The sequence below is a fragment of the Streptomyces sp. NPDC045470 genome (genome assembly GCF_040646595.1).
GTDB lineage: Bacteria > Actinomycetota > Actinomycetes > Streptomycetales > Streptomycetaceae > Streptomyces.
Genome location: NZ_JBEZAN010000015.1, coordinates 56,548 through 83,152, shown reverse-complemented (window position 1 = coordinate 83,152; position 26,605 = coordinate 56,548). Strand labels below are relative to the sequence as shown.

Annotated in this window: 25 protein-coding genes; 24 read left to right on the top strand and 1 reads right to left on the bottom strand. The window is 71.8% G+C overall.

Features of this window, described 5'->3' with window-relative positions; genetic code table 11:
* Positions 1-3: 3 nt before the first annotated feature.
* The 13 genes from AB0A97_RS31230 to nusB all read left to right on the top strand — a co-directional run bounded on the left by AB0A97_RS31230 (position 4) and on the right by nusB (position 13,906).
* Positions 4-372 carry a DUF6167 family protein gene (locus tag AB0A97_RS31230; RefSeq protein ID WP_361156093.1) on the top strand — a complete coding sequence of 123 codons (369 nt, stop codon included), beginning with the start codon at positions 4-6 and terminating at the stop codon, positions 370-372.
* Entirely contained in the window at positions 372-3,041 is a 2,670-nt protein-coding gene (gene alaS / locus AB0A97_RS31225) for an alanine--tRNA ligase (protein ID WP_361156090.1), read from the top strand. Before AB0A97_RS31230 ends, alaS begins: the two co-directional genes overlap by 1 nt.
* A gap of 13 nt (positions 3,042-3,054) precedes the next feature.
* Entirely contained in the window at positions 3,055-3,519 is a 465-nt protein-coding gene (gene ruvX / locus AB0A97_RS31220) for a Holliday junction resolvase RuvX (RefSeq protein ID WP_030023480.1), read from the top strand.
* Positions 3,520-3,644: 125 nt separating this feature from the next.
* On the top strand, positions 3,645-5,534 hold the full coding sequence (mltG, locus tag AB0A97_RS31215) for an endolytic transglycosylase MltG (RefSeq protein ID WP_361156088.1): 1,890 nt from the start codon (positions 3,645-3,647) through the stop codon (positions 5,532-5,534).
* 122 nt (positions 5,535-5,656) lie between these two features.
* Positions 5,657-6,496, top strand: coding sequence for a shikimate dehydrogenase (locus AB0A97_RS31210; RefSeq protein WP_361156085.1), 840 nt, complete (start codon positions 5,657-5,659; stop codon positions 6,494-6,496).
* A 117-nt stretch (positions 6,497-6,613) separates the two neighbouring features.
* Positions 6,614-7,798 (top strand): chorismate synthase, encoded by a 1,185-nt coding sequence (gene aroC, locus AB0A97_RS31205; RefSeq protein ID WP_361156082.1) that lies wholly within the window; start codon positions 6,614-6,616, stop codon positions 7,796-7,798.
* Positions 7,795-8,376, top strand: a complete 582-nt coding sequence (locus AB0A97_RS31200) for a shikimate kinase (protein ID WP_361156080.1) — start codon at positions 7,795-7,797, stop codon at positions 8,374-8,376. Before aroC ends, AB0A97_RS31200 begins: the two co-directional genes overlap by 4 nt.
* On the top strand, positions 8,373-9,464 hold the full coding sequence (gene aroB, locus AB0A97_RS31195; protein ID WP_361156077.1) for a 3-dehydroquinate synthase: 1,092 nt from the start codon (positions 8,373-8,375) through the stop codon (positions 9,462-9,464). The genes AB0A97_RS31200 and aroB overlap by 4 nt, the downstream gene beginning before the upstream one ends.
* A complete protein-coding gene (gene aroQ, locus AB0A97_RS31190; RefSeq protein ID WP_361156074.1) occupies positions 9,461-9,898 on the top strand; it encodes a type II 3-dehydroquinate dehydratase in 438 nt (145 codons plus the stop codon). The genes aroB and aroQ overlap by 4 nt, the downstream gene beginning before the upstream one ends.
* A 265-nt stretch (positions 9,899-10,163) precedes the next feature.
* Entirely contained in the window at positions 10,164-11,015 is an 852-nt protein-coding gene (locus tag AB0A97_RS31185; RefSeq protein WP_361156072.1) for an AAA family ATPase, read from the top strand.
* 713 nt (positions 11,016-11,728) lie between these two features.
* A complete protein-coding gene (locus tag AB0A97_RS31180) occupies positions 11,729-12,835 on the top strand; it encodes an aminopeptidase P family protein (RefSeq protein WP_361156069.1) in 1,107 nt (368 codons plus the stop codon).
* Positions 12,836-12,902: 67 nt separating this feature from the next.
* Positions 12,903-13,469 carry an elongation factor P gene (gene efp / locus AB0A97_RS31175; RefSeq protein ID WP_361156067.1) on the top strand — a complete coding sequence of 189 codons (567 nt, stop codon included), beginning with the start codon at positions 12,903-12,905 and terminating at the stop codon, positions 13,467-13,469.
* A gap of 2 nt (positions 13,470-13,471) precedes the next feature.
* Positions 13,472-13,906: a transcription antitermination factor NusB gene (gene nusB / locus AB0A97_RS31170; RefSeq protein ID WP_030024534.1), complete on the top strand. Its 435-nt coding sequence runs from the start codon at positions 13,472-13,474 to the stop codon at positions 13,904-13,906.
* Between the two features lie 215 nt (positions 13,907-14,121).
* Here the strand turns inward: nusB and bldD are convergent, their stop codons facing one another.
* Positions 14,122-14,622, bottom strand: coding sequence for a transcriptional regulator BldD (gene bldD, locus AB0A97_RS31165; protein ID WP_003982726.1), 501 nt, complete (start codon positions 14,620-14,622; stop codon positions 14,122-14,124).
* A 222-nt stretch (positions 14,623-14,844) separates the two neighbouring features.
* Here bldD and pyrR point away from each other — a divergent pair, with 222 nt between their 5' ends.
* The 11 genes from pyrR (at position 14,845) to rpoZ (ending at position 26,471) form a co-directional block, all read left to right on the top strand.
* On the top strand, positions 14,845-15,420 hold the full coding sequence (gene pyrR / locus AB0A97_RS31160) for a bifunctional pyr operon transcriptional regulator/uracil phosphoribosyltransferase PyrR (RefSeq protein WP_361156063.1): 576 nt from the start codon (positions 14,845-14,847) through the stop codon (positions 15,418-15,420).
* A 94-nt stretch (positions 15,421-15,514) separates the two neighbouring features.
* Complete coding sequence (locus AB0A97_RS31155; RefSeq protein WP_361156060.1) at positions 15,515-16,519, top strand: aspartate carbamoyltransferase catalytic subunit; 1,005 nt, start codon at positions 15,515-15,517, stop codon at positions 16,517-16,519.
* A gap of 2 nt (positions 16,520-16,521) precedes the next feature.
* On the top strand, positions 16,522-17,817 hold the full coding sequence (locus tag AB0A97_RS31150; protein WP_361156058.1) for a dihydroorotase: 1,296 nt from the start codon (positions 16,522-16,524) through the stop codon (positions 17,815-17,817).
* Complete coding sequence (locus AB0A97_RS31145; RefSeq protein ID WP_361156055.1) at positions 17,814-18,395, top strand: hypothetical protein; 582 nt, start codon at positions 17,814-17,816, stop codon at positions 18,393-18,395. The genes AB0A97_RS31150 and AB0A97_RS31145 overlap by 4 nt, the downstream gene beginning before the upstream one ends.
* Positions 18,392-19,573: a glutamine-hydrolyzing carbamoyl-phosphate synthase small subunit gene (carA, locus tag AB0A97_RS31140; RefSeq protein WP_361156053.1), complete on the top strand. Its 1,182-nt coding sequence runs from the start codon at positions 18,392-18,394 to the stop codon at positions 19,571-19,573. The genes AB0A97_RS31145 and carA overlap by 4 nt, the downstream gene beginning before the upstream one ends.
* Positions 19,566-22,877 (top strand): carbamoyl-phosphate synthase large subunit, encoded by a 3,312-nt coding sequence (carB, locus tag AB0A97_RS31135; RefSeq protein ID WP_361156050.1) that lies wholly within the window; start codon positions 19,566-19,568, stop codon positions 22,875-22,877. Before carA ends, carB begins: the two co-directional genes overlap by 8 nt.
* A gap of 146 nt (positions 22,878-23,023) precedes the next feature.
* Positions 23,024-24,136: a quinone-dependent dihydroorotate dehydrogenase gene (locus AB0A97_RS31130; protein WP_361156047.1), complete on the top strand. Its 1,113-nt coding sequence runs from the start codon at positions 23,024-23,026 to the stop codon at positions 24,134-24,136.
* Positions 24,133-25,011, top strand: a complete 879-nt coding sequence (pyrF, locus tag AB0A97_RS31125; RefSeq protein WP_361156045.1) for an orotidine-5'-phosphate decarboxylase — start codon at positions 24,133-24,135, stop codon at positions 25,009-25,011. The genes AB0A97_RS31130 and pyrF overlap by 4 nt, the downstream gene beginning before the upstream one ends.
* A gap of 192 nt (positions 25,012-25,203) precedes the next feature.
* Entirely contained in the window at positions 25,204-25,527 is a 324-nt protein-coding gene (locus AB0A97_RS31120; RefSeq protein WP_030999380.1) for an integration host factor, read from the top strand.
* A gap of 38 nt (positions 25,528-25,565) precedes the next feature.
* Positions 25,566-26,159, top strand: a complete 594-nt coding sequence (gene gmk / locus AB0A97_RS31115) for a guanylate kinase (protein WP_125048152.1) — start codon at positions 25,566-25,568, stop codon at positions 26,157-26,159.
* A gap of 39 nt (positions 26,160-26,198) precedes the next feature.
* Complete coding sequence (rpoZ, locus tag AB0A97_RS31110; protein ID WP_003982715.1) at positions 26,199-26,471, top strand: DNA-directed RNA polymerase subunit omega; 273 nt, start codon at positions 26,199-26,201, stop codon at positions 26,469-26,471.
* The last annotated feature ends 134 nt before the right edge of the window (positions 26,472-26,605 follow it).

Here is a 26,605-nt window from a genome sequence, read left to right as displayed (position 1 = left end):
GCGATGTTCCGCCGCGCATTCTGGTTCACCACCGGCGCCGCCGCCGGAGTCTGGGCCACCACCAAGGTCAACCGCAAGCTGCGCAAGCTCCAGCCCGACAGCCTCGCGGCCCAGGCCGCCGACAAGGCCGTCGAGACCGGACAGCGGCTGCGCCAATTCGCGTTGGACGTCCGGACGGGAATGGCGGACCGTGAAGGGCAGCTCCACGAAGCGCTGGGCCTGACGGACCAGGGCGACGCCCGCGAGCTGCCGCCGGCGCGCTCCCGCGCCGCACTCGAAACGACGCAGTACCGGATCACGCAACACCAGCTCACGCAGCACCGAACGAGAACACCCGGCCCGACCGGACCGACCGGAAATGAGGACCACTGATGGAGTCGGCTGAAATCCGCCGCCGCTGGCTGCGCTTCTTCGAGGAGCGCGGGCACACCGTAGTGCCGTCGGCGTCGCTCATCGCGGACGACCCGACCCTGCTGCTGGTCCCCGCGGGCATGGTGCCCTTCAAGCCGTACTTCCTCGGCGAGGTCAAGCCGCCCTTCGACCGCGCCACCAGTGTCCAGAAGTGCGTGCGCACGCCGGACATCGAAGAGGTCGGCAAGACCACCCGGCACGGCACGTTCTTCCAGATGTGCGGCAACTTCTCCTTCGGCGACTACTTCAAGGAAGGCGCCATCACGTACGCCTGGGAGCTGCTGACCAGCTCGCAGGCGGACGGCGGCTACGGCCTGGACCCGGAGCGGCTCTGGGTCACGGTCTACCTGGACGACGACGAGGCCGAGCGCATCTGGCACGAGGTCGTCGGCGTGCCCAAGGAGCGCATCCAGCGCCTAGGCAAGTCCGAGAACTACTGGTCCATGGGCGTCCCGGGCCCGTGCGGCCCCTGCTCCGAGATCAACTACGACCGCGGCCCCGAGTTCGGCGTCGAGGGCGGCCCGGCCGTCAACGACGAGCGGTACGTGGAGATCTGGAACCTGGTCTTCATGCAGTACGAGCGGGGCGCGGGCACCTCGAAGGACGACTTCGAGATCCTCGGCGACCTGCCCAGCCAGAACATCGACACCGGCCTCGGCCTGGAACGCCTGGCGATGATTCTCCAGGGCGTCCACAACATGTACGAGACCGACACCCTGCGGGTCGTGATCGACAAGGCCGGCGAGCTGACCGGGGTGCGCTACGGCGCCGGCCCGGACACCGACGTGTCGCTGCGCGTGGTCGCCGACCACATGCGCACCTCCACCATGCTCATCGGCGACGGCGTCACCCCCGGCAACGAGGGCCGCGGCTACGTGCTCCGCCGCATCATGCGCCGCGCCATCCGCAACATGCGCCTGCTCGGCGCCACCGGCCCGGTCGTCCACGACCTGCTGGACGTCGTCATCAAGACGATGGGCCAGCAGTACCCGGAGCTGCTGGAGGACCGCAAGCGCATCGAGACGGTCGCCCTCGCCGAGGAGGCCGCCTTCCTCAAGACGCTCAAGGCCGGCACCACCATCCTGGACACCGCCGTCAGCGAGACCAAGGCCGGCGGCGGCACGGTGCTCTCCGGCGACAAGGCGTTCCTGCTCCACGACACCTGGGGCTTCCCCATCGACCTCACCCTCGAAATGGCCGCCGAACAGGGCCTTTCGGTGGACGAGAACGGCTTCCGCCGGCTGATGAAGGAGCAGCGGGAGCGCGCCAAGGCCGACGCCCAGGCCAAGAAGCACGGCCACGCCGACCTGTCCGCCTACCGCGAGGTCGCCGACCGCGCCGGCGCCACCGTCTTCACCGGCTACGCGCACACCGAGGGCGAGTCCACCGTCGTGGGCCTGCTGGCCAACGGCACGGCCGCCCCCGCCGCCCACGAGGGCGACGAGGTCGAGATCGTCCTGGACCGTACCCCCTTCTACGCCGAGGGTGGCGGCCAGCTCGCCGACACCGGCCGCATCCGGCTGGCGTCGGGCGCCGTCGTCGAGGTCCGCGACGTGCAGCGGCCGGTCCCCGGCGTCACGGTCCACAAGGGCGTCGTCCAGGTCGGCGAGGTCGTGGTCGGCTCGGCCGCGTACGCCACCATCGACGTCAAGCGCCGCCGGGCCATCGCCCGTGCCCACAGCGCCACCCACCTCACCCACCAGGCGCTGCGCGACGCGCTCGGCCCGACCGCCGCCCAGGCCGGTTCGGAGAACTCCCCGGGCCGCTTCCGCTTCGACTTCGGCTCGCCGGCCGCCGTGCCCGGCACGGTCCTGACCGACGTCGAGCAGCGGATCAACGAGGTGCTCTCCCGCGAGCTGGACGTCCAGGCCGAGGTCATGAGCATGGAGGACGCCAAGAAGCAGGGCGCCATCGCCGAGTTCGGCGAGAAGTACGGCGACCAGGTGCGCGTGGTGACCATCGGCGACTTCTCCAAGGAGCTGTGCGGCGGCACGCACGTCGCCAACACCGCCCAGCTGGGCCTGGTCAAGCTGCTCGGCGAGTCCTCCATCGGCTCCGGCGTGCGCCGCGTGGAGGCCCTGGTCGGCGCCGACGCGTACCACTTCCTGGCCCGCGAGCACACCGTCGTCTCGCAGTTGACCGAGCTGGTCAAGGGCCGTCCCGAGGAGCTGCCCGAGAAGGTCTCCGGGATGCTGGCCAAGCTCCGGGAGGCCGAGAAGGAGATCGAGCGCTACCGCGCCGAGAAGGTCCTCCAGGCCGCCGCCGGGCTGGCGCGGGACGCCAAGGACGTACGGGGCGTCGCGTTGGCCGCCGCCCAGGTCGCCGACGGCACCTCCGCCGACGACCTGCGCAAGCTGGTGCTGGACGTGCGGGGTCGCATCCCGGGCGACCGCCCGGCCGTGGTCGCCCTGTTCACCGTGGCCAACGGCCGCCCGCTGACCGTCATCGCCACCAACGAGGCCGCCCGCGAGCGCGGCATCAAGGCCGGTGACCTGGTCCGTACGGCTGCCAAGACGCTCGGTGGCGGTGGCGGCGGCAAGCCGGACGTCGCCCAGGGCGGCGGCCAGAACGCCGCCGCGGTGCCCGAGGCCGTCGAGGCCGTCGAGCGCCTCGTGGCCGAGGCGGCCTGAGCACGTGAGTGAGATGCGGCGCGGCAGGCGCCTCGCCATCGACGTCGGTGACGCCCGGATCGGAGTCGCCTCGTGCGACCCCGACGGGGTCCTCGCGACCCCCGTGGAGACGGTGCCGGGCCGGGACGTCCCGGCGGCGCACCGGCGGCTCAAGGCGATCGTCGAGGAGTACGAGCCCATCGAGGTCGTCGTCGGCCTGCCCCGCTCCCTGAACGGGGGAGAGGGGCCGGCCGCGGCCAAGGTGCGGGCCTTCGCGCAGGAGATGGCGCGCGGGATCGCTCCGGTGGCGGTACGTCTCGTCGATGAGCGCATGACAACCGTCACAGCCACGCAGGGGCTGCGGGCGTCGGGGGTGCGGAGCAAGAAGGGCCGTTCGGTGGTGGATCAGGCCGCTGCCGTGGTGATTCTGCAGAGCGCGCTGGAGACCGAACGGGTGTCTGGTCAGCCACCCGGAGAGAGCGTCGAAGTGGTCATCTGATCGCGGTACGGTAACGTTCCGCGCGACGTGGCGGCGGATCGAACAACCGCACGTGCAGAAAGAGGCGGTCGCTACCGCAGGCGCTGCCACCCAGGAGCGCACCGCCTCGCGGCTCTAGGGGATCGATGACTGAGTATGGCCGGGGCTACGGCTCCGAACCGTGGCATCCGGACGACCCACTCTACGGAGACCAGGGTCGTTACGGGGGCCAGCCGCAACAACCTCAGCAAGGTCCCTACGGGGAGCAGTACGGCGGCCCGCAGCAGCAGAACGCTTACGGCGGGCAGCAGCAGGGGGGCCAGCAGCACGGCGGTCACGGCGGTCAGCAGCATGGTGGCCAGCAGCACGGCGGCCATGGCGGTCAGCCGCAGCCCTACGGGCAGCAGCCGCAGGACCGGCAGTGGGACGAGTTGTCCGGCCCGTACCCTCCGGTCCAGCAGCAGTACGGCGGCGGCTGGGACGCGTCCCAGGGCGGCGCCCCGTACGACCCGTACGGGCAGCACCCGCCGGTCGACCCGTACAGCGGCCAGAGCCCCGACTACTACGGGACGCAGGACGCCTACCCGCCGCCGCAGCCCCAGCACCTCCGGCAGCAGCAGGCCGGGCAGCCCGGACCGCACGGCCAGGCCGGACAGTCGGGACCGCACGGCCAGCCCGGCTCCCACGGACCGCAGGGGCAGGGCGAACAGGGAGACCAGGTCGCCCAGACCGCCCAGTTCGAGGCCGTACGGCCGGAGCACCTGCGCCAGCCGCCGCACCCGTCCCCGCCCGGCGACGACTTCCGGGCCGGTCCGGGTCCGGAGCAGGACGAGCAGGTACGCGACCCGGCGCACTCCTTCTTCCAGGACGACCGGGGCGACCGGGACGGCGACGACGGTTACGACGACGCCGACACCGACCCGCGCGAGGAACGCCGCGCCGGCCGCGAGCGCCGCGGCCGCAAGGGCAAACAGCGCAGCCGGATGGCCTGCCTGATCGTCGCCGGTGTCTTCGTCGTCGGCGGCGGCGGTGTCGCCTACTTCGGCTACGACTTCTGGCAGAGCCACTTCGGCCCGGCCCCCGACTTCGAGGGCGAGGGCAGCGGGGACGTGCAGGTCGAGATCCCGTCCGGCGCCTCCCTCCTGAAGATGGGCCTGCTCCTCAAGCAGGCGGGCGTCGTCAAGAGCGCGGACGCCTTCACGGAGGCGGCGAGCGACAAGCAGCTCCAGGCCGGCGCCTACTCGCTGCGCAAGCAGATGTCCGCGGCGTCCGCGGTGCAGCTCATGCTCGACCCCAAGAGCCGCAACGGCCTGACCGTCCGCGAGGGCCTGCGCAACGGTGCCGTCTACGACCTGATCGACAAGAAGCTGCACCTGAAGTCCGGCACGACCAAGGACGTCGCCGCCTCGCAGGTCAAGAACCTCGGGCTGCCCTCCTGGGCGAACAGCAATCCGAAGATCAAGGATCCGCTGGAAGGGTTCCTCTACCCGTCCACCTACAGCGTCAGCGGCAAGGCGAAGCCGGAGGACGTCCTCAAGGAGATGGTGGCGCGGGCCAACCGGGAGTACGCCAAGTACGACCTGGAGGAGAACGCCAGGAAGCTGGACCTCAAGTCGCCGCTGGACCTGATCACGGTCGCCAGTCTCACCCAGGCCGAGGGCATCACCCACGACGACTTCCGGAAGATGGCCGCGGTCGTCTACAACCGGCTGGCGACCAGCAACACGATCACCAACCAGAAGCTCGAATTCGACTCCACGTACAACTACCTGAAGAACCAGAGCAAGATCGACATCAGTACGCGGGAGATCCGCAACTACGACGATCCGTACAACACGTACTTCTACAAGGGCCTGCCGCCCGGCCCGATCGGCAATCCGGGAGCGGATGCGCTGAAGGCGTCGGTCGACCCGGACGACAGCGCGAAGTGGCTGTTCTTCATCTCGATCGACGGCAAGAAGACGGACTTCACGACCAACCTCAAGGACCACGAGAAGCTGGTCCAGGAGTTCAACCAGCGCAAGCGCACGTCGTAGGACCCGGCTCCCGGCTCCCGGCCGCCGCGTACGGCGGGCGGCCGGGGGCCTCAGGTCAGGGGGTGCCTCGGCCCCCGCGCGCGGTTCGTCTATCGTTTCGCGGGTCCGAGCTGAGGAGAAGCATGTCCAGTGAAGTCCAGGGCCGTCACCGTGCGGCGGTCCTCGGGTCGCCGATCGCCCATTCCCTCTCCCCGGTCCTGCACCGGGCCGCCTACACCGAACTGGGCCTGACCGGCTGGGAGTACGGCCGGCACGAGGTCGGCGAGGCCGCGCTGCCCGGCTTCATGGCCGGGCTGGACGGCGGCTGGGCGGGCCTCTCCCTGACCATGCCGCTCAAGCGCGCGGTGATCCCGCTGCTGGACGGGATCAGCGACACCGCCGCCTCCGTGGAGGCCGTGAACACCGTCGTCTTCACCGAGGACGGGCGGCGCATGGGCGACAACACCGACATCCCGGGCATGCTGGCCGCCCTGCGCGAACGCGGCGTGCAGCAGGTCGAACAGGCCGCCGTCCTGGGCGCCGGTGCCACCGCCTCCTCCGCGCTCGCGGCGCTGTCCCGTATCTGCGCGGGCGAGGTGACCGCCTACGTGCGCAGCGAGGCGCGCGCCGCGGAGATGCGCGGCTGGGGCGAGCGGCTGGGCGTCGCCGTCCGTACGGCCGACTGGTCGCAGGCCGCCGCCGCCTTCGAGGCGCCGCTGGTGATCGCCACCACCCCGGCCGGTACCACCGACGCGCTCGCCGCCGACGTGCCCGAACAGCCCGGCACCCTCTTCGACGTCCTGTACGAGCCCTGGCCGACCACCCTCGCCACCGCGTGGGGCGCGCGCGGCGGGGCGGTCGTGGGCGGCCTGGACCTCCTCGTCCACCAGGCCGTACTCCAGGTGGAGCAGATGACGGGGCGGTACCCGGCACCCCTGGAAGCGATGCGCGCGGCGGGGGAGGCGGCGCTCGCGGGGCGGTGACCCGTCCGGCCTGTCCGGCCGGTGGTCCGGTTCCTGGACGGGCGGCGGTCCACCGGCGCGGACGTGGGAGGATCAGGGGAAGACTGTTCGCGCAGTAGCAGGACATGAGGAGCATCGTTGAGCAGGTTGCGCTGGCTGACGGCGGGGGAGTCGCACGGCCCCGCACTCGTGGCGACGCTGGAGGGCCTCCCGGCCGGCGTCCCGATCACCACGGACATGGTGGCGGACGCCCTGGCCCGTCGCCGGCTCGGCTATGGCCGCGGTGCCCGCATGAAGTTCGAGCGCGACGAGGTCACCTTCCTCGGCGGTGTCCGGCACGGCCGCACCCTCGGCTCGCCCGTCGCGATCATGGTCGGGAACACCGAGTGGCCCAAGTGGGAGAAGGTCATGGCGGCCGATCCGGTCGACGAGGCGGAGCTGGCCGAGCTGGCCCGTAACGCCCCGCTGACCCGGCCCCGCCCCGGCCACGCCGACCTCGCCGGCATGCAGAAGTACGGTTTCGACGAGGCCCGCCCGATCCTGGAGCGCGCCTCCGCCCGCGAGACCGCGGCCCGCGTCGCGCTCGGCACGGTCGCCCGCTCCTTCCTCAAGGAGACGGCCGGCATCGAGATCGTCTCGCACGTGGTCGAGCTGGCCGCCGCCAAGGCCCCGTACGGCGTGGTCCCCGCGCCCTCGGACGTGGAGCGGCTGGACGCCGACCCGGTGCGCTGCCTGGACCCGGAGGCGAGCGCGGCGATGGTCGCCGAGATCGACCAGGCCCACAAGGACGGCGACACCCTCGGCGGCGTCGTCGAGGTGCTGGCGTACGGCGTGCCCGTGGGCCTCGGCTCGCACGTCCACTGGGACCGGCGGCTGGACGCGCGGCTGGCCGGTGCCCTCATGGGCATCCAGGCCATCAAGGGCGTCGAGGTCGGCGACGGCTTCGACCTGGCCCGGGTGCCCGGCTCCAAGGCGCACGACGAGATCGTCTCCACCGACGAGGGCATCCGCCGTACGACCGGCCGCTCCGGCGGCACCGAGGGCGGCCTGACCACCGGCGAGCTGCTGCGCGTACGGGCCGCGATGAAGCCCATCGCGACCGTCCCGCGCGCCCTGGCCACCGTCGACGTCGCCACCGGCGAGGCCACGCAGGCGCACCACCAGCGCTCCGACGTGTGCGCGGTCCCCGCGGCCGGCATCGTCGCCGAGGCGATGGTCGCGCTGGTGCTGGCGGACGCGGTGGCGGAGAAGTTCGGCGGCGACAGCGTGCCGGAGACCCGCCGCAACGTGCGGTCCTTCCTCGACGGCCTGGCGATCAAGTGACGCCGCCGCTGGTGGTGCTGGTGGGCCCCCCGGGCGCGGGGAAGTCCACCGTCGGGGCCCTGCTGGCCGAGCGGCTCGGCGCCGGGTACCGCGACACCGACACGGACATCGAGGCGGGCGCGGGCAAGCCCATCCCGGACATCTTCATCGACCACGGCGAGCCGCACTTCCGCGAGCTGGAACGGCAGGCCGTACGCGCCGCGGTCGAGAGCCACCCCGGCGTGCTCTCGCTCGGCGGTGGCGCGATCATGGACGAGGGCACCCGCGCCCTGCTCACCGGCCTGCCGGTCGTCTTCCTGGACGTCCAACTGGCCGACGCCGTACGGCGTGTGGGGCTGGACGCGCCGCGCCCGCTGCTCGCCGTCAACCCGCGGCAGCGGTGGCGCGAGCTGATGGAGGCGCGCCGCCCGCTGTACACGGAGGTCGCGCGCGCCGTGGTCGCCACGGACAGCCGGACGCCCGAAGAGGTCGCCGCGGCCGTACTGGACGCATTGCAGCTACACACATCACCGGAGGCCGGGACACCGGCGGCGGACGCCGCGGCCCCCGGCACGCCCGGGAGGAAGGAACACCCGTGACGGAGCAGGCCACCCGTATCCAGGTCGGCGGCACCGCGGGCACCGACCCGTACGAGGTCCTGGTCGGCCGGCAGCTCCTGGGCGAGCTGGCGGGCCTGATCGGCAAGAAGGCCAAGCGCGTCGCCGTGCTGCACCCGGAGGCGCTGGCCGCCACCGGCGAGGCGCTGCGCGAGGACCTGGCGGGCCAGGGCTACGAGGCCATCGCCGTCCAGTTGCCCAACGCCGAGGAGGCCAAGACCGCCGAGGTCGCCGCGTACTGCTGGAAGGCGCTCGGCCAGACCGGCTTCACCCGCACCGACGTGATCGTGGGCGTCGGCGGCGGAGCCACCACCGACGTCGCGGGCTTCGTCGCCGCGACGTGGCTGCGCGGGGTGCGCTGGATCGCCGTACCGACCACCGTGCTCGGCATGGTGGACGCCGCGGTCGGCGGCAAGACCGGCATCAACACCGCCGAGGGCAAGAACCTGGTCGGCGCCTTCCACCCGCCGGCCGGTGTGCTGTGCGACCTGGCCGCGCTCGACTCCCTCCCGGTCCACGACTACGTGTCCGGGCTCGCCGAGGTCATCAAGGCGGGCTTCATCGCCGACCCGGCGATCCTGGAGCTGATCGAGTCCGACCCCGAGGGCGCCAAGCGCCCCGACGGCCCGCACACCGCCGAGCTGATCGAGCGCGCCATCCGGGTCAAGGCCGAGGTGGTCTCCTCGGACCTCAAGGAGTCCGGCCTGCGTGAGATCCTCAACTACGGGCACACCCTGGCGCACGCCATCGAGAAGAACGAGCGCTACAACTGGCGGCACGGCGCCGCCGTCTCCGTCGGCATGGTCTTCGCCGCCGAGCTGGGCCGGATCGCCGGCCGGCTGGACGACGCGACCGCCGACCGGCACCGCGCCGTACTGGGCTCGGTCGGCCTGCCGCTGACCTACCGCGGCGACCAGTGGCCCAAGCTGCTGGAGACGATGAAGGTCGACAAGAAGACGCGCGGCGACCGGCTGCGCTTCATCGTCCTGGACGGCCTGGCCAAGCCCACCGTCCTGGAGGGCCCCGACCCGGCCATGCTGCTCGCCGCACACGCGGAGATCGCCGCGTGAGGCGCGTCCTGGTCCTCAACGGGCCCAACCTCGGCCGGCTGGGCTCCCGCGAGCCCGACGTGTACGGGGCCACCTCCTACGCCGGGCTGGTCGAGCGGTGCACCGCGCTCGGCAAGGAGCTGGGCTTCGAGGCGGAAGTCCGGGAGACCAACGACGAGGGTGAGCTGGTCCGCTGGCTGCACGAGGCGGCGGACGGATCGGTTCCGGTCGTCCTCAACCCCGGCGCGTTCACGCACTACTCGTACGCCATGCGGGACGCCGCCGCCCAGCGCACGGCGCCCCTCGTCGAGGTGCACATCTCCAACCCGTACGCCCGCGAGGAGTTCCGCCACACCTCGGTGATCGCGGCCGTGGCCAGCGGTACGATCGCCGGCTTCGGCATCGGCTCCTACGAACTCGCGCTGCGCGCACTGGCCGCCGAACTCACCGGCTGAGCGCGGCCCGCCCCGCCCACCGCGCCGCCTCCGGCCGTCGCAGAGCCGACGGCCGGAGGCACCGGCTGCCCCCGCCGGGGGAGGACTGCGGCCGTGTTCTGCGGGTACCGTTCGCCGGACAACCACCTCGGCCCACCCGGGCCGGACGCCCGGCGCGCCGGACACGCGAGCACCGTACGGACGGAACTCCCGCCCGTACCGCGGACACTGCGCATCCCCCGGGTGGCCCGCGAAGATTCGACCGCACGAGACGGAGAGCCACCGGATGCAGCACGCAGGGGGGACTCCGCTGCCACCGCCTCACGGGCCCGTGCCGGGCCACGGGGCCGCGATGACCCCGCATCCCGGCCCGGGCCACCCCATACCGCCGCACCAGCACCAGCAACAGCCGCAGGCCGCGCCGCCCGCGCCCGGCTGGCCCCCGCTGCCCGCCGCCCCGCCGCACGGCGCACCGACCGCGCCGCCGCCCGCCGAGGCCACCGGGCACATCCAGCTACCGCCCGGCGCCCCCGTGGCGCTGCCCAGCCCGCCCGCCGGCGCCTCCGCGCCGGACGCCGCGCACGCCGCCGTGGCCGTGCTGCTCATCGGCCCGGCCGGCGCCGGCAAGACCAGCGTCGCCCGGCACTGGGCCGACACCCGCCGGGTGCCCACCGCGCACATCAGCCTCGACGACGTCCGCGAATGGGTGCGGTCCGGCTTCGCCGACCCCCGGTCGGGCTGGAACGACCACTCCGAGGCGCAGTACCGCCTGGCCCGCCGCACCTGCGGCTTCGCGGCCCGCAACTTCCTCGCCAACGGCATCTCCTGCATCCTCGACGACGCCGTCTTCCCGGACCGCCCGGTCATCGGCCTCGGCGGCTGGAAGCGCCACGTGGGTCCCGGTCTGCTGCCGATCGTGCTGCTGCCGGGCCTGGAGATCGTCCTGGAGCGCAACGCCCGCCGCACGGGCAACCGGCGCCTCTCCGACGAGGAGGTCGCCCGCATCCACGGCCGGATGGCGGGGTGGTACGGCTCCGGACTGCCCATCATCGACAACTCCGCGCACGACGTGCCCACCACGGCCCGCCTCCTGGACGACGTGGTCGCCCGCAGCATCGCCAGCCCGCCGAGCTGGTAGCGGGCACGAAGACGCAGGGGCCACGGGCTTCCCAGGGCTCCCGGGGTTCCCGCCACCCCCTCCGGGTATTCCCCCGTCGGGGGGACGATCATTTTCGATTCGCCCCGTAGGGCCACCTGCCCGCCCGGCCGATCCCGCCCGCCCGGCCTGGCCCGTCCGGCCCAGCTTGCCCGGCCAGGCCCGTGTGGGCGGCGCCGTATGCCCGGCTCTGACCACCCGGCCAGGCCCACCCGGCGTCGTCTGCCCGACCGCTGGTTGCCCGCTGGGCCGAGCCTGCCCGGCCCGGCGGGACGCGTCCGATCCAGTCCGCGCGCCCGGCCTGGCGCATCAGGCTGAGCCTGCCCGGCGTCGTCCGCCCGACCCTGCCTGCCCGCCGAGTCGAGCCCGCCCCGCCTGGCCCGCGCGCAGCACCGTCCGCCCGTCCCTGCCCGTCCGCCCGGACCCGTCGCGCGTCCCCCCCCCCCGATTCCCCCGCCCCCCGATTCCCGCCGCGCGCCCCCCGGCCGCACCCGTCGGGCAGCCCCCGGCCGTGCTCGCCGTGCCCGTCGGCACCCGCCGCGCGTACCGCCAGCGGACCCGCCGCACGGCTTCCGGACGGTCTCGCACCCCCCTGACGAACCCGCCTCACAGCACCCCGACGAACCCACCCCCCCGGTCCCCCGGCCGGACCCGCCCGACCGGCCGCCCCGGACCGGGGCCCGTACGCTCGGTGCATGTCCGAGCTCTACTCGGCCCGGCGTACGCGGCTGCGCGACCGCTGCGCCGCCGCCGGCAGCGCCGCGGCGCTGATCTCGCGTCCCGCCAACGTCCGCTACCTCGCCGGCTGCGCGCCGCCCGGCGCGGCGCTGCTGCTCGGCCCCGCCGACGACCTCCTGCTGACCGAGGGGCCGCTCAGCGGCGATCCCTCGGAGGGGCGGCCCGCCGAGGAGCTGCGGGTCTCCGAGCTGCCCACCCGGGACGGCGACCCGGTGGTGGCCGCCGCCGATCAGGCCGTGCGGGCCGGGGCGGGCTCGCTGGCGGTCGAGGAGCACCACCTCACGGTCGCCCGGCACCGCGCGCTGGCCCAGGTGGCGCCCCGGCTGCGGCTCGCCGACCTCGCCCGCGCCGTCGAGGCGCAGCGGGTCGTCAAGGACGACGAGGAGATCTCCTGCCTGCGGATCGCCGCCGAGATCACCGACCAGGCGCTCGGCGAGTTGCTGGAGTCGATCCTGGTGGGCCGTACGGAGCGGCACCTCGCCCTGGAACTGGAGCGCCGCCTGGTCGACCACGGCGCGGACGGCCCTGCCTTCGCCACCTCGGTCGCCACGGGCCCGCATTCGGGACGTCCCGGACATCTGCCCACCGACCGCCGGGTCGAGGAAGGTGACTTCCTGAGCGTCAACCTGGGCGCGAACTACCGCGGTTACCGCTGCGAGATCGGCCGTACCTTCGTCATCGGCACCACGCCGGCGGACTGGCAGATCGAGCTGTACGACCTTGTTTTCGCAGCCCAGCGGGCCGGCCGGGAGGCACTGGCGCCGGGGGTGGAGTGCCGCGAGGTGGACCGGGCGGCACGTCAGGTACTGGTCGGCGCGGGCCACGGCGAGCGCCTGCGACCGGGTACCGGACACGGCGTGGGACTCGAAATCGACGAGGACCCTCGGCTGTCACCTGCGGCCATGGGTAAACTGGACGCTTGCGTGCCGGTCACCGTCGATCCAGGGGTTCACATCCCGGGCCGCGGCGGCGTCCGGATCGACGACACACTCGTCGTCCGCCCCGAGGCGGACGGCGGACCCGAGCTACTCACGATCACGACCAAGGAGCTGCTCGCGCTCTGAGCCGGACCCGGTTCGACGCGCGACTGCCCGGGGTCCCACCACCCGCAGTCCAGGAGATTCCGCAACCGTGGCTTCCACGAACGACCTCAAGAACGGCCTGGTGCTCAAGCTCGAAGGCGGCCAGCTCTGGTCCGTCGTCGAGTTCCAGCACGTCAAGCCCGGCAAGGGCCCGGCCTTCGTCCGCACCAAGCTCAAGAACGTGCTGTCCGGCAAGGTGGTGGACAAGACCTTCAACGCCGGTGTGAAGGTCGAGACGGCCAACGTCGACAAGCGCGGCATGCAGTTCTCGTACATGGACGGCGAGTACTTCGTCTTCATGGACATGGACACCTACGACCAGCTGCACATCGACCGCAAGACCGTCGGTGACGCCGCCAACTACCTGCTCGAAGGCTTCGAGGCCGTGGTGGCCCAGCACGACGGCCAGGTGCTCTACGTCGAGCTGCCGGCCGCCGTCGAGCTGGTCATCCAGGAGACCGAGCCGGGCGTCCAGGGTGACCGTTCCACCGGTGGCACCAAGCCCGCCACCCTGGAGACCGGCTACCAGATCCAGGTGCCGCTCTTCATCACGACCGGTGAGAAGATCAAGGTCGACACCCGCTCCGGCGAGTACCTCGGCCGGGTGAACAGCTAACCGTGGCCGCCCGTAACAAGGCCCGTAAGCGCGCCTTCCAGATTCTCTTCGAGGCCGACCAGCGCGGTGCCGACGTGCAGACCGTGCTGGCGGACTGGATGCGGCACGCCCGGACCGATTCGCGGCAGCCGCCGGTCAACGAGTACACCCTGCAACTGGTGGAGGGGTACGCCGAGCACATCGAGCGGATCGACGATCTGATCTCCGACTACTCCGTCGACTGGCCGCTCGACCGGATGCCGGTGGTCGACCGGAACGTCCTGCGGCTCGGTGCGTACGAACTGATCTGGGAGGACGAGATCCCGGACGCCGTGGCGATCGACGAAGCGGTGCAGCTGGCCAAGGAGTTCTCCACGGACGAATCCCCGGCCTTCGTCAACGGCCTGCTGGCCCGCTTGAAGGAACTGAAGCCCGGCCTGCGGCGCGAGGCGCGCTGAGGCGGCGGTGGATCCCTGAAAGGGCCCGGAGCGTATCGACGCTCCGGGCCCTTCGCACGGGGGGGCGCAGGGGCCAGTGCGGCAGCCCTGCGTCGTCGGCACGGAAACTCTCCGCCCCGGCGGAGAACCGCCGTACCGACACAGAAAACCGCCGCCCCGACGGAGTCGGAAGCGGCGGTACGTTTCTGCAGGTGGCAGGTGACGCCCGTACGGGGTCAGATGTCCTCGTGCTGCACCGCGCGGCGCGCGTCCGCGTCCAGCACACCCCAGCTGATCAGCTGCTCGGTCAGCACGGAGGGCGACTGGTCGTAGATCACGGCGAGCGTGCGCAGGTCGTCCTGGCGGATCGAGAGGACCTTGCCGTTGTAGTCACCGCGCTGGCTCTGGATCGTGGCGGCGTAGCGCTGCAGCGGGCCGGCCTTCTCGGCGGGGACGTGGGCGAGGCGCTCCAGGTCCAGGACCAGCTTCGGCGGCGGCTCGGCCGCTCCGCCCGGGGTCGTGCCCGGCAGCAGTTCCTGCACCGGCACACCGTAGAAGTCGGCCAGCTCGGCCAGGCGCTGCACGGTCACGGCACGGTCGCCGCGCTCGTACGAACCCACCACGACGGCCTTCCAGCGGCCCTGGGACTTCTCCTCGACACCGTGGAGAGAGAGGCCCTGCTGGGTGCGGATGGCGCGGAGCTTGGCCCCGAGCTGTTTGGCGTATTCGCTGGACATAAAGCTCCCCGGACGCTGTGTAGACGTGCGGCGCGGGCCGCGCGGCTGGTAACTCACTGTGAGGTTACGCAGCGTAATTCGGCATCGTCAAGCCGAATGAGTCACACGGTGGCCCCGAAGGGGTGCGCTCGGACTCCGCCGCGGCTCCTGGTACCGTGAACGGCGTAACCCCGACGTCCTTTAAAGTCCGTCCTGTGAGGCGGAGAAGGAGGTCCGTTCGTCATGGACGCCCCCAGCTCCAACGCTGCGCGTCCGGTCCTCGAAGGGCCGGACATCACGCGCATGCTCACCCGCATCGCCCACGAGATCGTCGAACGCGCCAAGGGCGCCGACGACGTGGTGCTCCTCGGCATCCCCACCCGCGGGGTCTTCCTCGCCCGCCGGCTGGCCGCCAAGCTCGAAGAGATCACCGGCCGCGCCGTACCGGTCGGCTCGCTCGACATCACGATGTACCGCGACGACCTGCGCCTGGGTCCGGCGCGCGCCCTCGCGCGCACCGACATCCCCGGTGACGGCATCGAGGGCCGTGTGGTCCTCCTCGTCGACGACGTGCTCTTCTCCGGCCGGACCATCCGCGCCGCGCTCGACGCCCTCAACGACATCGGCCGGCCGCGCGCCGTGCAGCTCGCGGTCCTGGTCGACCGCGGCCACCGCGAGCTGCCGATCCGTGCCGACTACGTGGGCAAGAACCTCCCCACGTCGCTGCGGGAGACGGTCAAGGTCCTGCTCACCGAGGAGGACGGCCGCGACGCCGTGCTGCTCGGCGTCAAGCAGACCGCCCCGGCCGGCGAGCAGTAGCGCCTCTCTGGACGGACCCGGTACGGCCGGGCCGCCAGTCATGCCTGCTCGACGGACATACCCGTACACCTCCATCAATCACGGAGAAAACCGGATGAAGCGTCATCTCATCTCGGCCGCCGACCTCACCCGCGACGACGCCGTCCTGATCCTCGACACCGCCGAGGAGATGGCCCGGGTGGCGGACCGGCCGATCAAGAAGCTCCCCACCCTGCGCGGACGCACCGTCGTCAACCTCTTCTTCGAGGACTCCACGCGCACCCGCATCTCCTTCGAGGCGGCCGCCAAGCGGCTGTCGGCGGACGTCATCAACTTCTCCGCGAAGGGCTCGTCCGTCTCCAAGGGCGAGTCGCTGAAGGACACCGCGCTGACCCTGGAGGCGATGGGCGCGGACGCCGTCGTCATCCGGCACGGGGACTCCGGCGCCCCGCACCGCCTGGCCACCTCCGGCTGGATCGGCGGCTCGGTCGTCAACGCGGGCGACGGTACGCACGAACACCCCACCCAGGCGCTGCTGGACGCCTTCACCATGCGCCGGCACCTGACCGACGGCGCGGGCCAGGACCTGTCCGGACGCCACATCACCATCGTCGGCGACATCCTGCACAGCCGGGTCGCCCGCTCCAACGTCCACCTGCTGACCACCCTGGGGGCCGAGGTGACGCTGGTCGCGCCGCCCACGCTGGTGCCGGTCGGTGTCGAGCGGTGGCCGTGCGAGGTCAGCTACGACCTGGACGCGGTGCTGACCAAGTCGGACGCGGTGATGATGCTGCGCGTCCAGCGCGAGCGGATGAACGCCGCCTTCTTCCCCACCGAGCGGGAGTACGCCCGGCGCTACGGACTGGACGGCGACCGGATGGGCCGGATGCCCGACCACGCGATCGTGATGCACCCAGGACCGATGAACCGCGGCATGGAGATCACCGCCGAGGTCGCCGACTCGCCGCGCTGCACCGCCGTCGAGCAGGTGGCCAACGGTGTCAGCATCCGGATGGCCGTCCTGTACCTGCTGCTGGGCGGCAACGAGCCCGCCGTCACCACCACCCCGGACGGAGGCGCTGCGCGCCGCCCCTCCATTCGTACCGAGGAGAGCAAGTAATCATGAGCAAGACCCTGATCCGCGGGGCGAAGGTCCTGGGTGGCGAGCCGCAGGACGTCCTGATCACTGACGGCACGATCACCGCCGTCGGTACGGACCTGACCGTCTCCAGTGCCGAGGACGCCACCGTCGTCGAGGCCGCGGGCCAGATCCTGCTGCCCGGCCTGGTGGACCTGCACACCCACCTGCGCGAGCCGGGCCGTGAGGACTCCGAGACCGTCCTGACCGGCACCAAGGCCGCCGCCGTCGGCGGGTTCACCGCCGTGCACGCCATGGCCAACACCTTCCCCGTCGCCGACACCGCGGGCGTCGTCGAGCAGGTCTGGCGCCTGGGCAAGGAGTCCGGCTACTGCGATGTCCAGCCGGTCGGCGCGGTGACCGTGGGCCTGGAGGGCAAGAAGCTCGCCGAGCTGGGCGCCATGCACGACTCGGCCGCGGGCGTCCGGGTCTTCTCCGACGACGGCAAGTGCGTGGACGACGCGGTGATCATGCGCCGCGCGCTGGAGTACGTGAAGGCCTTCGACGGCGTGATCGCCCAGCACGCCCAGGAGCCCCGGCTGACCGAGGGCGCCCAGATGAACGAGGGCATCGTCTCCGCCGAGCTGGGCCTGGCCGGCTGGCCCGCGGTGGCCGAGGAGTCGATCATCGCGCGGGACGTGCTGCTCGCCGCGCACGTCGGTTCGCGGGTGCACATCTGCCACCTGTCCACCGCCGGGTCCGTCGAGATCGTCCGCTGGGCCAAGTCCAAGGGCTGGAACGTCACCGCCGAGGTCACCCCGCACCACCTGCTGCTGACCGACGAGCTGGTCCGGTCCTACAACCCCGTCTACAAGGTGAACCCGCCGCTGCGTACCGAGGCCGACGTGCTCGCGCTGCGCGAGGCGCTGGCCGACGGCACCATCGACTGCGTCGCCACCGACCACGCCCCGCACCCGCACGAGGACAAGGACTGCGAGTGGGGCGCGGCCGCCATGGGCATGGTCGGCCTGGAGACGGCGCTCTCCGTCGTCCAGCACACGATGGTCGACACCGGCCTGCTCGACTGGGCCGGCGTCGCCGACCGGATGTCCAGCCGCCCCGCGGAGATCGGCCGTCTCAAGGGGCACGGCCGTCCGGTCTCGCCTGGCGAGCCCGCCAACCTCACGCTGCTCGATCCGGCATACCGTGGACCCGTGGACCCCGCGGGCTTCGCCTCCCGCAGCCGCAACACGCCCTACGAGGGCCGTGAGCTGCCGGGTCGCGTGACCCACACCTTCCTGCGGGGCCGGGCAACGGTCGTGGACGGGAAACTGGCGTGACATCTTCAATCATCCAACTGGCAGCCGAGCAGAAGTCCGCCGAGGTCACCGACTGGGCGGCCCGGATCGGCTGGGTCGTCGGACTGCTCCTGTTCGTCGCGCTCCTGTACTGGCTGATGCGCGAGGGCTGGAAGTGGCGCGGCACCCTCCAGGGCGACCTGCCCGAGCTGCCCACGGCGCCCGAGGACACCGGGGAGCCGCGGCTGACGATGACCGGCCGCTACCACGGTTCCACCACCGCCGGACAGTGGCTGGACCGCGTCGTCGCCCGCGGCCTGGGCACCCGCAGCCGCGCCGAGCTGACCCTGACGGACGCCGGCCTGGACGTCGTACGGCCCGGTGCGCAGGACTTCTTCGTCCCGGCCGCCGCGCTGCGCGGCGCCCGCCTGGACAAGGGCATCGCCGGCAAGGTCCTGCCCGAGGGCGGCCTGCTGGTGATCACCTGGGCGCACGGCGACAAGGAACTCGACTCCGGCTTCCGGTCCGACCGGGCCGCCGAGCACACCGCATGGGTCACCGCTCTGACCGAGCTGACCGGCAAGAACAGCAAGACCACCGAAACGGAAGGCGCACGATGACGACCTCCATCCAGGGGAACGCCTCGCAGAGGAGGGCGGCGTCTCCCGCCATACTCGTCCTGGAGGACGGCCGCAGCTTCCGCGGCCGCGCCTACGGGGCCGTGGGGGAGACCTTCGGCGAGGCGGTGTTCTCCACCGGCATGACCGGCTACCAGGAGACGCTGACCGACCCCTCGTACCACCGCCAGGTCGTCGTCATGACCGCCCCGCACATCGGCAACACGGGCGTCAACGACGAGGACCCTGAGTCCGCCCGCATCTGGGTGTCCGGCTTCGTCGTACGCGACCCCGCCCGCACCCCGTCCAACTGGCGCTCGGCCCGCTCCCTCGACGACGAGCTGGCCGCCCAGGGCGTCGTCGGCATCAGCGGCATCGACACCCGCGCGCTCACCCGCCACCTGCGCGAACGCGGTGCGATGCGGGTCGGCATCTTCTCCGGCCCCGGCCTCGACGGCCCGTCCGGCACCGGTCTCGCCGACGAGGCGGCGCTGCTCGCCAAGGTGCACGCGGCCCCGCAGATGAAGGGCGCCGACCTGTCCGCCGAGGTGGCCACCAAGGAGGCGTACGTCGTGCCCGCGCAGGGCACCAAGCGCTTCACCGTCGCCGCGGTCGACCTGGGCATCAAGGGCATGACCCCGCACCGCATGGCCGAGCGCGGCATAGAGGTGCACGTGCTGCCCGCCACGGCGAGCGCCGAGGACGTGTACGCCGTCAACCCCGACGGTGTCTTCTTCTCCAACGGCCCGGGCGACCCGGCCACTGCCGACCACCCGGTCTCCGTCATGCAGGCGGTCCTGGAGCGCGGCACGCCGCTGTTCGGCATCTGCTTCGGCAACCAGATCCTCGGCCGCGCGCTGGGCTTCGGCACGTACAAGCTGAAGTACGGGCACCGCGGCATCAACCAGCCGGTGCAGGACCGTACGACCGGCAAGGTCGAGGTCACCGCGCACAACCACGGCTTCGCCGTCGACGCGCCGCTCGACCAGGTCTCCGAGACCCCCTACGGCCGCGCCGAGGTCTCCCACGTCTGCCTCAACGACAACGTGGTGGAGGGGCTCCAGCTCCTCGACCGGCCGGCCTTCAGCGTCCAGTACCACCCCGAGGCCGCCGCGGGTCCGCACGACGCGGCCTACCTGTTCGACCGCTTCGTCCAGCTCATGGAGGGCCAGCGTGCCTAAGCGCACCGATATCCAGTCCGTCCTGGTCATCGGCTCCGGCCCGATCGTCATCGGCCAGGCAGCCGAGTTCGACTACTCCGGTACGCAGGCGTGCCGGGTCCTGAAGGCCGAGGGCCTGCGGGTCGTCCTGGTCAACTCCAACCCGGCCACGATCATGACCGACCCGGAGATCGCCGACGCCACGTACGTCGAGCCGATCACCCCGGAGTTCGTCGAGAAGATCATCGCCAAGGAGCGCCCGGACGCCCTGCTGCCCACCCTGGGCGGCCAGACCGCGCTGAACACCGCGATCTCGCTGCACCAGTCCGGCATTCTGGAGCAGTACGGCGTCGAACTGATCGGCGCCAACGTCGAGGCGATCAACAAGGGTGAGGACCGCGACCTGTTCAAGGAGGTCGTGGAGGCCGTCCGCCGCAAGATCGGCCACGGCGAGTCCGCCCGCTCCTACATCTGCCACACCATGGACGACGTCCTGAAGGGCGTCGAGGAGCTGGGCGGCTACCCGGTCGTCGTCCGTCCCTCCTTCACCATGGGCGGCGCCGGCTCCGGCTTCGCCCACGACGAGGAGGAGCTGCGCCGTATCGCCGGCCAGGGCCTGACTCTGTCGCCGACCACCGAGGTGCTCCTGGAGGAGTCCATCCTCGGCTGGAAGGAGTACGAGCTGGAGCTGATGCGCGACAAGAACGACAACGTCGTGGTCGTCTGCTCCATCGAGAACTTCGACCCGATGGGCGTGCACACCGGTGACTCCATCACCGTCGCGCCGGCGATGACGCTCACCGACCGCGAGTACCAGATCCTGCGGGACGTCGGCATCGCCGTGATCCGCGAGGTCGGCGTGGACACCGGTGGCTGCAACATCCAGTTCGCCGTCAACCCCGTCGACGGCCGGGTCATCGTCATCGAGATGAACCCGCGCGTCTCGCGCTCCTCCGCGCTCGCCTCCAAGGCCACCGGCTTCCCGATCGCGAAGATCGCCGCCCGGCTGGCCGTCGGCTACACGCTCGACGAGATCCCCAACGACATCACCGAGCAGACCCCGGCGTCCTTCGAGCCCACCCTCGACTACGTCGTCGTCAAGGTCCCGCGCTTCGCCTTCGAGAAGTTCCCGGCGGCGGACGCCCGGCTGACCACCACCATGAAGTCGGTCGGTGAGGCCATGGCCATCGGCCGCAACTTCACCGAGGCGCTCAACAAGGCGCTGCGCTCCCTGGAGAAGAAGGGCAGCCAGTTCGACTTCACCGGCGACCCGGGCGACAAGGCCGAGCTTCTGGTGAAGGCCGAGATCCCCACCGACGGCCGGATCAACACCCTCATGCAGGCCATCCGGGCCGGCGCCACCCCCGAGGAGGTCTTCGACGCCACGAAGATCGACCCGTGGTTCGTCGACCAGCTCTTCCTGGTCAAGGAGATCGCCGACGAGATCGCGGCCGCCGACCAGCTCGGCCCCGAGGTCCTGGCGTACGCCAAGCGGCACGGCTTCTCCGACGCCCAGATCGCCGCGATCCGCGGCCTGACCGAGGACGTCGTCCGCGAGGTCCGGCACGCGCTCGGCGTCCGCCCCGTCTACAAGACGGTGGACACCTGCGCCGCCGAGTTCGCCGCGAAGACCCCGTACTTCTACTCGTCCTACGACGAGGAGAGCGAGGTCGCGCCGCGCGAGAAGCCCGCCGTGATCATCCTGGGCTCCGGCCCGAACCGCATCGGCCAGGGCATCGAGTTCGACTACTCCTGCGTCCACGCCTCCTTCGCGCTGAGCGACGCGGGCTACGAGACCGTCATGGTCAACTGCAACCCGGAGACCGTCTCCACCGACTACGACACCTCCGACCGGCTCTACTTCGAGCCGCTCACCCTGGAGGACGTCCTGGAGATCGTGCACGCCGAGCAGCAGGCGGGCCCGGTCGCCGGCGTCGTCGTCCAGCTCGGCGGCCAGACCCCGCTGGGCCTGGCGCAGGCGCTCAAGGACAACGGCGTACCGATCGTCGGCACCTCGCCGGAGGCCATCGACCTGGCCGAGGAGCGCGGCGCGTTCGGCCAGGTGCTGACCGACGCGGGCCTGCCCGCCCCCAAGTACGGCACCGCCTACTCCTTCGCCGAGGCCAAGGGCATCGCCGCCGAGATCGGCTACCCGGTCATGGTCCGGCCGTCCTACGTCCTGGGCGGCCGCGGCATGGAGATCGTCTACGACGAGCCGTCGCTGGGGGAGTACCTGGAGCGGCACGCCGGCCTCATCGACCAGCACCCGGTCCTCATCGACCGCTTCCTGGACGACGCCATCGAGATCGACGTGGACGCCCTCTACGACGGCCACGAGCTCTACCTCGGCGGCGTCATGGAGCACATCGAGGAAGCCGGCATCCACTCCGGCGACTCCGCGTGCGCGCTGCCGCCCATCACGCTCGGCGGCTACGACATCAAGCGGCTGCGCGCCTCCACCGAGGCCATCGCCAAGGGCGTCGGCGTGCGCGGACTGATCAACATCCAGTTCGCGATGGCCGGCGACATCCTGTACGTGCTGGAGGCCAACCCGCGCGCCTCGCGCACCGTCCCCTTCACCTCGAAGGCCACCGCGGTGCCGCTGGCCAAGGCCGCCGCGCGGATCTCGCTGGGCGCCACCGTCGCCGAGCTGCGCGCCGAGGGCATGCTGCCCAGGAGCGGCGACGGCGGCACGCTGCCGCTGGACTCGCCGATCTCCGTCAAGGAGGCCGTCATGCCCTGGTCGCGCTTCCGCGACGCCGCGGGGCACGGCGTGGACACCGTGCTGGGCCCGGAGATGCGCTCCACCGGCGAGGTCATGGGCATCGACTCGGTCTTCGGCACGGCGTACGCCAAGTCGCAGGCCGGTGCGTACGGCGCGCTGCCCACCAAGGGCCGCGCGTTCGTCTCCGTCGCCAACCGCGACAAGCGCTCGATGATCTTCCCGGCGCGGGAGCTGGTCGCCCACGGCTTCGAACTGCTCGCCACCTCCGGCACCGCCGAGGTGCTGCGCCGCAACGGCATCAACGCCACCGTCGTGCGCAAGAAGAGCGAGGGTGAGGGCCCCAACGGCGAGAAGACCATCGTCCAGCTCATCCACGACGGCGAGGTCGACCTCATCGTCAACACGCCGTACGGCACCGGCGGCCGCCTGGACGGCTACGACATCCGCACCGCGGCCGTCGCCCGCGCCGTTCCGTGCCTGACCACGGTCCAGGCGCTGGCCGCCGCCGTCCAGGGCATCGAGGCGCTGACCCGCGGCGACGTGGGCGTGCGCTCCCTCCAGGAACACGCGCGGCAGCTGACCGCGGCCCGCGAGGAGTAGGGCCACCGGAGGGGGACACCACGCGGTGTCCCCCTCTTCATGAGCCCCGTCCCGCCGGGAACATTCATGAGCCCCGCCCTCACCGGGACCGTTCATGAGCCCCGTCCCCTCCGACCTCCTCGACCCGCGGAAGGCCCCGCCCGCTCGTGTACTCCCTCTTCTTCAAACTGATCTTCCGGCGTATGGACCCCGAGAAGGCCCACCACCTGGCCTTCCGCTGGATCAAGCTGACCGCGCGCATCCCGGTGCTGCGCACCTTCGCCGCGGCCGTGCTGGCCCCTCGCTACAAGGAGCTGCGCACCGAGGCCCTGGGCCGCCGGATGCACGGTCCCTTCGGGCTGGCCGCCGGCTTCGACAAGAACGCTGTCGCGATCGACGGCATGGCCATGCTCGGCTTCGACCACGTCGAGATCGGCACGGTCACCGCCGAGCCGCAGCCCGGCAACCCCAAGAAGCGCCTGTTCCGCCTCGTACCGGACCGCGCGCTCATCAACCGGATGGGCTTCAACAACGACGGTTCGGCGGCCGTGGCGGCCCGCCTGGCGGCCCGCAACCCGGTCTTCCGCACGACGCTGGGCGTCAACATCGGCAAGACCAAGGTCGTCCCGGAGGACGCGGCGATCGCCGACTACGTGACCTCCACGGAGCGCCTCGCCGGCCACGCCGACTACCTGGTCGTCAACGTCTCCTCGCCGAACACCCCCGGCCTGCGCAACCTCCAGGCCGTCGACCACCTGCGCCCGCTGCTCGCCGCGGTCCGTGAGGCGGCCGACCGTACCGTCACCGGGCGCCGCGTCCCGCTGCTGGTCAAGATCGCCCCGGACCTCGCCGACGAGGACGTGGACGCGGTCGCCGACCTCGCCGTGGAACTGGGCCTGGACGGCATCATCGCCACCAACACCACCGTCGCCCGCGACAGCCTCGGCCTGGCCTCCGACCCGGCCCTGGTCCAGGAGACCGGCGGCCTGTCCGGCGCCCCGGTCAAGGCCCGCTCCCTGGAGGTGCTGCGCCGCCTGTACGCCCGCGTCGGCGACCGCGTCACCCTGGTCGGCGTCGGCGGCATCGAGAACGCCGAGGACGCCTGGCAGCGCATCCTCGCGGGTGCCACCCTCGTACAGGGCTACAGCGCCTTCGTCTACGAGGGCCCGTTCTACGCCCGCGCGATCCACAAGGGCCTCGCCGCCCGCCTGCGCAACAGTCCGTACGCCACCCTCGCCGACGCCGTCGGCGCCGAGCACAGGAAGGTGACCTCCTCGTGAGCCCCGAACCCTTCGGCGCCCGCCTGCGCCGCGCCATGGACGCCCGCGGCCCGCTCTGCGTCGGCATCGACCCGCACGCCTCGCTGCTGGCCGACTGGGGCCTGAACGACGACGTGGCGGGCCTGGCGGCCTTCTCGCGGACCGTCGTGGAGGCGCTGGCCGACCGGGTCGCCGTCCTCAAGCCGCAGTCCGCCTTCTTCGAGCGCTTCGGCTCGCGCGGCGTCGCCGTCCTGGAGGAGACCGTCGCGGCGGCCCGGCAGGCCGGTGCCCTCGTGCTGATGGACGCCAAGCGCGGCGACATCGGTTCCACCATGGCCGCGTACGCCGCCACCTACCTGGACCCGGCCTCCCCGCTGTTCTCCGACGCGGTCACGGTCAGTCCGTACCTGGGCTTCGGGTCGCTGCGTCCGGCCGTCGACCTGGCCCGGGAGAACGGCTGCGGCCTGTTCGCCCTCGCGCTGACCTCGAACCCCGAGGGGCAGGAGGTCCAGCACGCCGTACGGGCCGACGGCCGTACCGTGGCCGCGACCGTGCTGGGCCACCTGAAGGCGGCGAACGCCGACGCGGCCGCCCGCGGGGAGCTGGGCTCGTACGGAGCCGTCGTCGGCGCCACGCTCGGCGACCTGTCCTCGTACGACCTGGCGACCGGCGGACCGCTGCTCGCGCCCGGCATCGGTGCCCAGGGCGCGACCCCCGCAGACCTCCCGCGGGTCTTCGGTGCCGCGGTCCGCAACGTCGTGCCGAGCGTCAGCCGGGGGGTGCTGCGGCACGGTCCGGACGTCGCGGCACTTCGCGCGGCCGCCCTCGGATGTGCCGACGAGGTGCGTACGGCGGTCGCCGAGGTGCGTACAGCGGTCGAACGGCAGGGGCTTTAGTCCCGATATGTCCTGGTCAGCAGAGTCTGACCAGGACTTTTCGTCTGTTCTCGCTGACTCCGAGCGCCTTGGCCGCTAGTCTCCGACGAGAGCAGTGCACGTAAGCGCGTTGCTCGTTGCCCCGCAGGTGCGGGGCGACTAGGTTCCACACCGGTCCGTATCCGACAGTTCTACATCCGAGGTGACGTAGGCGTGGCTCTTCCGCCCCTTACCCCTGAACAGCGCGCAGCCGCGCTCGAAAAGGCCGCCGCGGCTCGCCGGGAGCGCGCCGAGGTCAAGAATCGGCTCAAAAACTCCGGCGCCTCCCTCCATGACGTCATCAAGCAGGGCCAGGAGAACGACGTCATCGGCAAGATGAAGGTCTCCGCCCTCCTGGAGTCCATGCCCGGCGTGGGCAAGGTCCGCGCCAAGCAGATCATGGAGCGGCTCGGCATCTCCGAGAGCCGCCGGGTCCGCGGTCTGGGCACCAACCAGATCGCTGCCCTGGAGCGGGAATTCGGCAGCAAGGCCGGCTGAGTTTTCTGGCACCGCCGGGGAACTGGAATAATCGCCGCATGGCTGCAACACCCCGGGGCTCATCCCCCGCATCCCCGGACTCCCGTCCGCGGCTGACCGTGCTCTCCGGCCCCTCCGGGGTCGGGAAGAGCACGGTCGTCGCCCATATGCGCAAGGTCCACCCCGAGGTCTGGCTCTCGGTGTCGGCCACCACCCGCAAGCCGCGCCCCGGGGAGCGGCACGGCGTCCAGTACTTCTTCGTGGACGACGAGGAATTCGACAAGCTCGTCGCCAACGGCGAACTGCTGGAGTGGGCCGAATTCGCGGGGAACCGCTACGGCACGCCGCGCAAGGCCGTCCAGGACCGCCTGGAGGCCGGCGAGCCCGTCCTGCTGGAGATCGACCTCCAGGGCGCGCGGCAGGTCCGCGAGTCCATGACGGAGGCCCAGCTGGTCTTCCTGGCCCCGCCGAGCTGGGAGGAACTGGTCCGCCGGCTCACCGGCCGGGGTACGGAGGCGCCCGAGGTCATCGAGCGCCGTCTGACGGCCGCCAAGGTCGAGCTCGCCGCAGAGACCGAGTTCGACGTCACCCTGGTCAACACCTCCGTCGAGGACGTCAGCCGTGAGCTGCTAGCCTTGATGAAGGTTCTTTGATCTTTACACCGGTTTTCACCCCCCTTCGGAAGGCAGAGAGTGTCCTCTTCCATCACCGCGCCCGAGGGCATCATCAACCCGCCGATTGATGAGCTTCTCGAGGCAACCGACTCGAAGTACAGCCTCGTGATCTACGCCGCCAAGCGCGCCCGCCAGATCAACGCGTACTACTCGCAGCTCGGCGAGGGCCTGCTGGAGTACGTCGGCCCGCTGGTCGACACCCACGTGCACGAGAAGCCCCTGTCGATCGCGCTCCGTGAGATCAACGCGGGCCTGCTGACCTCCGAGGCCGTCGAGGGCCCGGCTCAGTGAGCAGTGCGGCGTCGAGCGGTACGGCGTCCTGAGGATTCCGCCCCGATGCCTTCACCAAGGGCCCGGCAGCGCCGCTGCCGGGCCCTTGGTGTGTCATGGGACAGATGACCAACCGGGTCCGCACCCCGCGGGGA

Bases quoted from the DNA above. Each gene is read 5' to 3' on its own strand.
- carA (WP_361156053.1), top strand. From the start codon at position 18,392: ATGACGACCTCCATCCAGGGGAACGCCTCGCAGAGGAGGGCGGCGTCT.
- AB0A97_RS31210 (WP_361156085.1), top strand. From the start codon at position 5,657: ATGTCCAGTGAAGTCCAGGGCCGTCACCGTGCGGCGGTCCTCGGGTCG.
- AB0A97_RS31185 (WP_361156072.1), top strand. From the start codon at position 10,164: ATGCAGCACGCAGGGGGGACTCCGCTGCCACCGCCTCACGGGCCCGTG.
- AB0A97_RS31150 (WP_361156058.1), top strand. From the start codon at position 16,522: ATGAGCAAGACCCTGATCCGCGGGGCGAAGGTCCTGGGTGGCGAGCCG.
- mltG (WP_361156088.1), top strand. From the start codon at position 3,645: ATGACTGAGTATGGCCGGGGCTACGGCTCCGAACCGTGGCATCCGGAC.
- bldD (WP_003982726.1), bottom strand. From the start codon at position 14,622: ATGTCCAGCGAATACGCCAAACAGCTCGGGGCCAAGCTCCGCGCCATC.
- alaS (WP_361156090.1), top strand. From the start codon at position 372: ATGGAGTCGGCTGAAATCCGCCGCCGCTGGCTGCGCTTCTTCGAGGAG.
- gmk (WP_125048152.1), top strand. From the start codon at position 25,566: ATGGCTGCAACACCCCGGGGCTCATCCCCCGCATCCCCGGACTCCCGT.
- pyrR (WP_361156063.1), top strand. From the start codon at position 14,845: ATGGACGCCCCCAGCTCCAACGCTGCGCGTCCGGTCCTCGAAGGGCCG.
- AB0A97_RS31155 (WP_361156060.1), top strand. From the start codon at position 15,515: ATGAAGCGTCATCTCATCTCGGCCGCCGACCTCACCCGCGACGACGCC.
- AB0A97_RS31230 (WP_361156093.1), top strand. From the start codon at position 4: ATGTTCCGCCGCGCATTCTGGTTCACCACCGGCGCCGCCGCCGGAGTC.
- AB0A97_RS31180 (WP_361156069.1), top strand. From the start codon at position 11,729: ATGTCCGAGCTCTACTCGGCCCGGCGTACGCGGCTGCGCGACCGCTGC.
- ruvX (WP_030023480.1), top strand. From the start codon at position 3,055: ATGCGGCGCGGCAGGCGCCTCGCCATCGACGTCGGTGACGCCCGGATC.